Source organism: Clostridiales bacterium, from assembly GCA_014799665.1.
GTDB lineage: Bacteria > Bacillota > Clostridia > Christensenellales > Pumilibacteraceae > Anaerocaecibacter.
The window spans coordinates 1-9,409 of record JAAVHP010000017.1; the positions used below are offsets into that span (position 1 = coordinate 1).

Genomic DNA, 9,409 nt, shown 5'->3' on the forward strand with positions numbered 1-9,409 from the left:
CCGTTCCCGTTCTGGTGCTCACCTGCTTCATCGCCGGATTCTTCCGCATGCAAGCCACGCTGGCCTGCAATTCCACCATTCAGCTATGGCTTACGCCCGTGCGCGACATGGCGATATTCATCTGCTATGTGTATTTAGTGGTGGACAGCGTGATACAGCTCAGCGGCATCGCCACTGTCTATACCGCCTTTTTCATGCAATGGGAATACATGCACTACCTCATGGCCGGTCTGCTGTTGTTGATGATGTTGATGGTGTTCCTTTTCGTGAAGCCTCACCGGGGGATGCCGCAGATACCGCTCTTAGGCATCGACTGGCTCGGAGCGGGGCTTTGGAGCGTATTCATGCTATGCTTCACCTTTGTCTGTGTTTACGGCAATTTCTACGACTGGTGGGAATCCGAAGAAATCATCGGGGCAACGATATTGGGCCTCGTATCCCTTGCGCTCAACCTGTGGCGCGCCACCTTCCTGCACCACCCCTACATCACGTTTCAAGCCATGACCAACCGCAACGTGATACGCGCCACGCTCGTCTATCTGGTATTCTTTACGCTCATGGCCACCGAACACGTCTTTGAACACACCTATGCCTTTACAATTCTAGGCTTTGACGAAACGAACGCGATAGACTTGAATCTGTATGCCTTTATCGGCATCCTTGCCGGCTGCGGATTCTGCTATGCCACCTTTGCCCTGCGCAAGTGGCGCTACAAGACCATGACCGCCATCGGCTTCGCCTTCGCCGCCGTTTACTTGGCCTGGTTTTATTTTAGTCTCGATTACGGCGTGGAAAAGGAAAGTTTGTTCTTTCCGCTCTTTATCCGGGGTTTCGGCTCGGTGGTGATCTCGATTGTTTTCCTGACTTCGATTGTGCAGAGCGGACTGCATTTCTTCGTATTTCCGCAGGCGCTCACCATCAACGGCTTTACGGGCGCGGTGATGGGTGCCACGCTCGGCCCTGCCTTGATAGGCGAATGGCTGCGGCACACGCTCGCCAAGAACGCTTCCCTCTTAGGTTCGGCCATCACCTCCACCCAGCCCGAAGCGGCGCATCTTCCCCTCGGAAACCTCTATGGCATGGTACAACAGCAAGCCCTGGCGGTATCGCTCAAGGAAATCTACGGCTGGCTGCTGATTGCCACCATCGGCGCGTTGGTTATCGTCCTGACAAGCTACGCCCCCGTGCGCCCCTTCGCCATCTTCCCCAAATGGAAAAGCCTCCGCAAGATATTCCGCCGCGAGGCGAAGTTTGTGTAGAAGAGAATATCTTTCTTCTGTATGACTTGAGGCTTAACACATCATTCCGTATAGAAAACACCGCAATAATCTTTACTATATGATAGGTTGATATAAAATTCCCGTTATACACCGTGCCGTACAACATCCCCAAATGTATGATTCGTTTATTCTTCGACTGAAAGAAATTCTTATTTATTGCGGCGTGATATTGGTGAGAGGTTAAACAATAATTGCCTTATTTGTTTTTCTTCAAGATGTTGCGATTCAAGCATATCGAGAAGGTCTTCTTGGCGAGGCTGCCCCATAGTCAGACGATAGAGCGACAATACATCTATCAAGCGTTTGTATTTGTCAACATCGTTACTCATAGGATATTGAGGAACTATTCGCTCAATCCATTCAATAGCAATATTAGGATCATGAAGCCATTCGGTAGGAAGACACCAGTTAGGCACCATTTCTGAATAACGGCGGCCAAACTGTCTCCTGACTTCGTCGTTGGCAATGTCAAATAGTTTATCCCATTCATAAATATCAGGGAAAATCTTGGCGATATTCCGTCGGATTGCTAAGCATTTATATCGGTTGATGCGGCCTTCGCGTTGCTCAAGATCCTGCGGATTGGAAGGTGGGTTCCAATGCACAATTTTTCGGCAATACCAATGGAAATCAAGACCCTCTTGCCCAACAGAAGTACTTGCTACTACAAATGGATAGAACGGAGACTGGAATGCAGTGCGAATGTTATTGCTACGTAATTCTGATTTTTCATCGACAGTATTTTTACTCTTAGAAAATGGTACAGCATAAAATGTCCTTAAGCCTTTTTTATTTGATGATTTCTCGTAAAATGATTCATAAGTATCCACTTGTAAGGGCACTTCTCGAATAATAGCTTCTTTCATCCTAGCAACAAAATCATCATTGCTGGAGCACAAATGTCTATACTCATCAAGAACGGCTTGTAAATTACCCATTACACAATAGTCCATCACGCCATCAAGGAAGAACTCATCTTCATTGTACTTATCATGAAGTTTATCAATTATGTAACCCGATATTCGACGGTTAAAGATTGTAGAAAATCCTTTGGCCACGTCTCGTGCAATATCAACATCCTTTAAGATACGATAAAGGCAAACTCCTGGAGAAGCTATTGCCATATCAGTAAGTACATCGACTGTATTCCTTGGCATTTCTTCTGGTAACTCTGATTCAAGATCATCCAACCATTTTATTACGTGAAGAATTTTTCCATAGTTGCAACGTTCGGATATTGTGATGCCTCCTAATTTCTCCTTGATCTGACGTCGTATATTTGCTCTAATGTTATGGATTTTCTCTCCATAGAAATTTTTTGGGGTAAATAATGATGCGAGATATTTAGAAGGGAATGTTATAATTTTCTGAGCAATGTCTTTCAATCTATCTGCTCCAGTCTTTTTATCATAACTGGCCTTCTTATATTTGGAGAAGATTACTTCGCGCTCTGCTTCATAGGTCATGAGGGTAGCAATCATTCGAGGCACCATCTCCCATGCAGAAAAGACAAGTGTTTTGGAGAAATCTCTGTTCTTTACAAATGGATTTTCGGCATTGGTGGTATAGTACGGACGTGAAGCTGGCACCCAAAGCAAATATTCTGCACCGCGACCTTTTGGCAGCATCAGGTCTCGTAAGTATTGCATACGGGCATTGCACATCGGAATCTTATGGAACTGTGCGAGGTCATTCTCTCTTAGCAGAACTTGATGAGAGGGCACTGGCAATCCTTTAAATCCTCCTTGATAGATTGCTCCAATCTTTTGCTTCAACTCGTAAGTATCCATAAACGAAAGCAGATAAGGCGACGATTTAACATACTCCATCGGTACGTTTGACCATGAAAAATGATGCTTTGCACTCCTCTCAGTGGCTTCTTTACATGCCAAAACAATCTTCTGCATTTCGCAATAAGAAAGAATGTCGTCAGTGGAAATCGGCACCTCGGTCACTGCTTGAGTAGAGATTAACCCTTCATTTAGTCGTTCTGTACGACACATTCCTTGATACATCTTCTCTTCGGCAGATTGCTTTGAGGCAAGTATCACATCGAATTTCTCGGTGTTGATATGTGATAGTTTCTGCGAATAGTCCGACCATAGTTCACGGAACCCATTCTCACCACTGAAGAGGAAATTCATCAGGCGATTGAAATCCTCATAATGTTCGTCGGCATTATACTCTGTCAGTTCCTCAAGTGTTGAGAACGGCTTATATGGGGTGGCTGACAAAAGAAGAATCAACGGTTGCTGACCGTCTTCTTGATCAAAAAACTTCTTGACGATTACGCTCTGTTCGCTTTCGTCACTATAATCCAACAACGAGCTGAATCTTTGGAATTCATCCATTATGATAAGATCAGGCTCAAGCATCGACAGACTCAGGTCGGCAAAAATACGACGCAACAAATTAATAATTATTGTGCTGTCTAAGTTTGAGATATCTCCATGGTTGAAATTCTCAATCAGATCTTTCTTAATCTTCAAAAACTCATGGTTTTTAACCAGATAGCGTCTTACCTCATTGATATAAGACTTGCCGAGGGCGTCTACCCTTTTTGAATAACGTTCCATGCAATCTTCCCAGCCCTTATCTCCTGACCAGCCTTGAAACAGTTTCGACAATTGATGTCGGAATTTAGAGAAGTCATCAAATTGCCCCAAAATAGTCGCTATCAATGCTCTCTCGTTAGCATTACCTTTGCTGCTTCCGCGCAAGGAGAATGATGTTGACGGTGTAAGCGGGATAATAATTTCACCCATCTCATCGTTTTCAGGGTTAACTATTTTAGCTTCTCGTTCGCGAATGGTAAGATGCTGCATAGAGAGACGACTCTCAGTAACATCCGCTTTATTCTTTACACCGAGCTTCTCAATATTCTGGTTCGCAATGCTCATATTTGAGCATACGTAAACCACACGAAACATATCGTCATTGACCTTCTTACGCATTTCACGTACCCTGTCAATCACGGCAGATGCGACGTGTGTCTTGCCTAGTCCTACTTCATCGGCAAGAAGTACTCTTCTCTGACCTCCGGATTTTATCTCATTACCATCTGCGTCGATTGTAGATTGCTGGAATATATCGGCAATACGATCAGCGGTAGCTCTTTGAAAATCATATATAGACATAATCAACGAAGCTTTTTGATTGAATGTTTGAACATTTCGGACATCTGTCGAAAATGTTCAGGAACGACTTTAGAATCCAGTCGATTCACTAATTCTTCAATATCTTCCAGTCGCTCAGGATTGGTGGCGGCTATGCGAAGCAAGGACTCATAAAGTGTGTTGCCTTTACGGGCAATCGTAGCATTTGCGCCCATCGTGATTGACGCATCGGCTTGCATCATCAAAGAGGCAAACTCTTGTGGGCGGTCAGTAATCATCATCTCGACGTAGTTAAGAAACTTATCGCTTGTGTCTATCAACGAACGGAAAATATGGTCATCGCGATCCTCCGGAATGCCCTTTGTCGGAATCTTTATTGTCATTTTTATTGGTTCGATAGTTTCATCAGAAGGGGTAACCTTCAGAATATAAAACTCTGAAAGATGGATACGTGATGATACCTTTAATCTACATATCCTATCGTTGGGCATAAGTTCAGCCTCATTCCATGGTTCCTGAATTGGAGCAAATGTTATTCGTCCATCAATGCCGTTATATTTCTGTGCCGAGATTGTTATAGTATACTCTCTATTTTTTTCAATAGCTTCCGCCGAGAGATTATTTCGGCTTATCAAGTTCTTGCGGATAGCGATAGCGATTGAATGGTCCTCTTTGACGGGGTCAAATTCAGGCAACGAAGTTATCTGTTCACACAACTGTTTTTCCTCATCGCAAAATTCGGCTTTGAAATCCTCAAATCGACCTTTACCTAATGACATGGATAGCCTTAAAAGAAACTCCGAATTTCGGTTGAAACCATTCTCAGTAGCATTTGCTGACCCAATCCAATAATAGATTCCATTATTCTCTGTTTCCGGCTTCCATGAAAAATACATCTTAGCATGAAGGTTCATTGCCTGGATATCATTTTGTTCTGCTATCTGCGACATTACCCAAACCTCATGTTTATCCTTGCTGTAGAGATTCATGATTTCCGGCGTAAGACTATCCATACGGGTAATCAACACCTTTTCGTTCGATGGCTTATAATCATTAAGCCACTTTATTGGATTAGGATTGCCATCTTTGTTAATAAGTTCCTTATCTATAAACGGCGATACAATCATCATCTTCTGTCCGGCTAAATCTCTTTTAATGTCTATTCGCGGATTCAGATTCTCGCCGAAATGAATCGGAAGAAACTCATAATCTTCGTAAGGAGAATCAAGAATAAATTTGCCCATTGAGTCGAGTTCTCTTGCAAGTTTACGAATCTTCTTTTTCTTGTCCGGATTGGCCATTTCTGCAAGAATCAGCAATAAATCTTTAAGCGGCTGGTGCTTATGGCGAAGTTCAGCAGAAGTCCTCCTTACATCAAGAGGCGCCGTCATTGTAGCAGCTACATCGAGACTCGTGTCTTTGGTGAGATTACGGCTCATTACCACTAACTTAATCTGCCGGTAGTCGTGATTATCAATGGCTCGTTCTTTGATTACCCAAATCTTTGGATGAAAGTTTGCTAATTCATGACCTTTACGATCATCTACTACTTCAAACACACTTTTGTCAAGCATAGCATATAATGGATTCTCACGTGCGGGAGGTTGTAGCCCACCTCTATTGCAGAACATAGCTACACGATTATTTGCTTGACGCAAACTTTCAAGCAGGCGGAAAGGAGATTGGAAATCAACATCGGTCACATCACCAAGTCTCGCGAACGACAGAGCAATCGCGAGGTAAGCCTCGGCGTCAAGACTGTAGGTGGTGCCGACAGCAAACTCTAACTCAAAGCCAGGAGAAGAAACTATTTCATTATAAATCAAGTCATTCATTGCTTAAACCCTCCTTAATTTCGGATAACACAGTGCGTACAATTGTGTTCCATCGGTAAGACATTGGTCGTGGTGACTCGAAAGGCTTGCCTTTTGGCATATCCCTATAGTTGCGTAGTTTACTGCGTTTTATACCCTTGATGGTTTCCTCGCGCAGTACTATCTGACGGTCAAGTTCATCTAGCTCATCTTTTGCTATCAACTCTCCTGCTCTCATGATAAAAGTTTTGCATGTCTCCTCAGTGACTCTTGAAGAAATAAACTGTACAATTTCCTTAATAGCATCCGGTGCAAAATCATCTCTAAATTCAGAAAGAATATTATTGAATTTGGAGTATTCTTCTGCGGCTGCTTCCTCAGCACCTACGGCTCTATCATAGAGCATAGCATATCTGATTCTTAATAGATATGCAAACCGTGAAAACCGCAATGCCAATCTGTAAGTCCGATATAAATCTCCATGATTATTATCCTTTAACACATCCCCAAGATTTTCAAAAAGACAATCTGTGACACCCTGATATAATTCACTATCAAGCAGATAACATAAAAGTGATTCTTGCGTATTTTGGACAATCTGATTTTTAAGAAACTCCGCTTCTCGCCCAGTCAATCTAATATCAAGAGGTTCACTATGACTGAAATCATAATTCTCACCACATACCCTAAAGATTTGCCTGTTACCAGTCAGATCATCCGAATCATCACATGTATCTTCGTTGCCACGATGTTTCTTTGGTTCATCTTGGTATTGAGCCGACCTCTCAGCAAGTAATGAATATAGGTTTACGCCGCAAGGGATAAGTCCGTATGTTTCCATTCCGACCTGATACACGTATGCTGGGTCATATTTCACATACCCGTTACGTGATCTTAAAGTATCAGCACCAATAATGCCGTTCGTGCCTTTTGGAGAACCGTCTACAAGTCTATGAGTAAATATCATCTCATTCTCTCTCACCTTTGCGCGAGCTTCACGACTATCGGCAATGCGAGTCTTTTCAAGATACGCATAAAGCGAAGGCATCAAAAGGAAATACTTAGCATGGGTCTGTAAGGTGGAAAGTCCCGGAAACATCATATTTGAGAATGCATCACGAATACGTCCAAGACCAAGTTCATCTATTGCACCTTGCCCCTGCAACAGTTTCATAACCTTATTGGCTCTGTTCAAAGCTTCCTGATTAAAACTCACAAATCCTATTTCCATAGCTAATTCGATGTCTTATAAATGTGTAACTATTGTTTTTTTACCGCAGGTCTTTTTCCGATGCAGAAGCAGGAGAATACGATGCCCAGCACATCATCGGATATAACCTTGCTATTATTGTCGTTCACTCCATCAACCACCGCAAAACATTGATACGGCGAATGCCGTTGTAATCCGCATCCGGGTCTTCGTCTAAGGTCAACAGATATTTGGGATATTGGTCGTTTATCTTTTGCAAGGAGGCCAACTCGCGTTTCAAGGTCGCCTCGTCGCGCACGGTGGCTGCCACTTGATAATATACCGGGCCCGTATTTCCCATCGCCACAAAATCAACTTCCAGGCTGTCTATCTTGCCGACATACACCTTATATTTCCGCCGAATCAACTCCAAATAAACGATATTCTCCAAAATGCGGCCGGCATCGAAATTTCGGCTGCCCAACAGCAAGCGCCGTAAGCCCATATCCACCAAATAGTATTTTTCCAAGGTTTTCAAATACTGCCTCCCCTTTATATTGTAGCGGTCCGCCTTATAGAGAACGAAACTTTCCTGCAGATAGGCCAAAAATTTCTCCACGGTCTTGACATCCATTTTCCGGCCTGCCGATGTCATGGTATCGGCAATACGCTTCGTTGATAAAATATTACCGATATTGTCCGCCGCAAAACGGACCACACTCTCCAACATGGTCACATCGGCCACCTTATAGCGCGAAACAATATCTTTCAACACAATCGTACTGTAAATACCGCTCAGATAATCCAAGCGCTCGGATTCCCCCTCTATCTCCAAGGCATAGGGAAACGAACTGAATGCTATATAATCGGCATATTTTTGAGACAGATTCTCACGGCCTCCCGTTCCCGTCACATATTCCTTGAACGAAAGCGGCAACATGGCGATTTCCACATAGCGGCCCGACATCAAGGTGGCGATTTCGTGAGAGAGCATATACGCATTGGAGCCCGTTACATACACATCCACATTCGGTTTGATATGCAGACTGTTCACCACATCGGGAAAATCCGTCACATGCTGTATCTCATCGAAAAAGACATAGGTTTTCCGCTTAGGCACCAAGCGTTTCTTTACATATTGATACAGTTTCTTCGGATCCCGCAAATCGATGTAATCATAATCCTCGAAATTGATTCGGATGATTTGCTCCTCCGTCACCCCCGAATCCATCAGATATTGTCCGAACAAATCCAACAAGGTTGACTTTCCGCAACGCCGGATTCCGGTAATCACCTTTATCAACTTCTTATCCTTAAACGCCTTGAGTTGGTTCAAATACAAGTCTCTCGTTATCGTTTCCATGCTTTCCCTTAATGTTCACTCCAAAGATACAAAATTTTTTTTGGAATGCAATCACCAAAACTTTGCAAATTAAAATACTTTTGGGAATACAATCACTAAAACTTTTAAAATTCGAATACTTTTGGGAATTCGACCACCCAAACTTGATAAATCCGCTACTTTTCCCTCCTCCACGGGCGGGCGGCATCCAGCCAGCCTTTTTCTTGCCAGTAGCGCCAATCGAGCGTTTCGGGAATGCTGCGGTGCAGGCGTTTCTGCAACCAACGGCTGAACAGGAAGCGGAGTTTGATTATCAGACGGGTACGGGAAGGACGGGTATAGTCTTTTTTGACGTAGGCGCGAGACAGTTTCGCAACGCCGGCAAGCAATTTCTTCCGCCGCTGTTCCGAAAGGCGTTCCCATACAATATCCCCGTATAGCGTGCCGCTGAACACGCCTATTTCGGAGATGCCCCACCAAGACAGGCTGTGTTTGATGTCCTTGGCGGTGGTGCGTGAACCGCCGCCCAAGCATTGCGTAAGGATAACAGCGCGTTTCCCGAACATTTCCGTGGCCGGACGGTGCGAAATCCAACGGTAAGCGAGGTGGTCCAACAAAGCTTTCATCGCGCCCGTCACATGCATGGCATAGGCGGGAGAAGTCATCAC

General features: G+C 44.0%; 6 protein-coding genes. 1 reads left to right on the plus strand and 5 read right to left on the minus strand.

Going from position 1 to position 9,409, the window contains the following annotated elements:
- Positions 1-1,259 (plus strand): hypothetical protein (locus tag HDT28_07440; GenBank protein ID MBD5132399.1); only part of this gene is annotated, 1,259 nt, incomplete at its 5' end.
- Positions 1,260-1,429: 170 nt separating this feature from the next.
- Here HDT28_07440 and HDT28_07445 read toward each other — a convergent pair.
- The 5 genes from HDT28_07445 to HDT28_07465 form a co-directional block, all read right to left on the minus strand.
- A complete protein-coding gene (locus HDT28_07445) occupies positions 1,430-4,417 on the minus strand; it encodes a DEAD/DEAH box helicase family protein (GenBank protein MBD5132400.1) in 2,988 nt (995 codons plus the stop codon).
- A 2-nt stretch (positions 4,418-4,419) separates the two neighbouring features.
- Positions 4,420-6,231, minus strand: coding sequence for a hypothetical protein (locus tag HDT28_07450; GenBank protein ID MBD5132401.1), 1,812 nt, complete (start codon positions 6,229-6,231; stop codon positions 4,420-4,422).
- The gene (locus HDT28_07455; protein MBD5132402.1) at positions 6,224-7,441 is read right to left on the minus strand and encodes a hypothetical protein; all 1,218 of its coding nucleotides are present in this window, start codon (positions 7,439-7,441) and stop codon (positions 6,224-6,226) included. Before HDT28_07455 ends, HDT28_07450 begins: the two co-directional genes overlap by 8 nt.
- Positions 7,442-7,565: 124 nt before the next feature.
- Positions 7,566-8,762 carry an ATP-binding protein gene (locus HDT28_07460; protein ID MBD5132403.1) on the minus strand — a complete coding sequence of 399 codons (1,197 nt, stop codon included), beginning with the start codon at positions 8,760-8,762 and terminating at the stop codon, positions 7,566-7,568.
- Between the two features lie 155 nt (positions 8,763-8,917).
- Positions 8,918-9,307: a hypothetical protein gene (locus HDT28_07465; GenBank protein MBD5132404.1), complete on the minus strand. Its 390-nt coding sequence runs from the start codon at positions 9,305-9,307 to the stop codon at positions 8,918-8,920.
- Positions 9,308-9,409 lie beyond the last annotated feature (102 nt).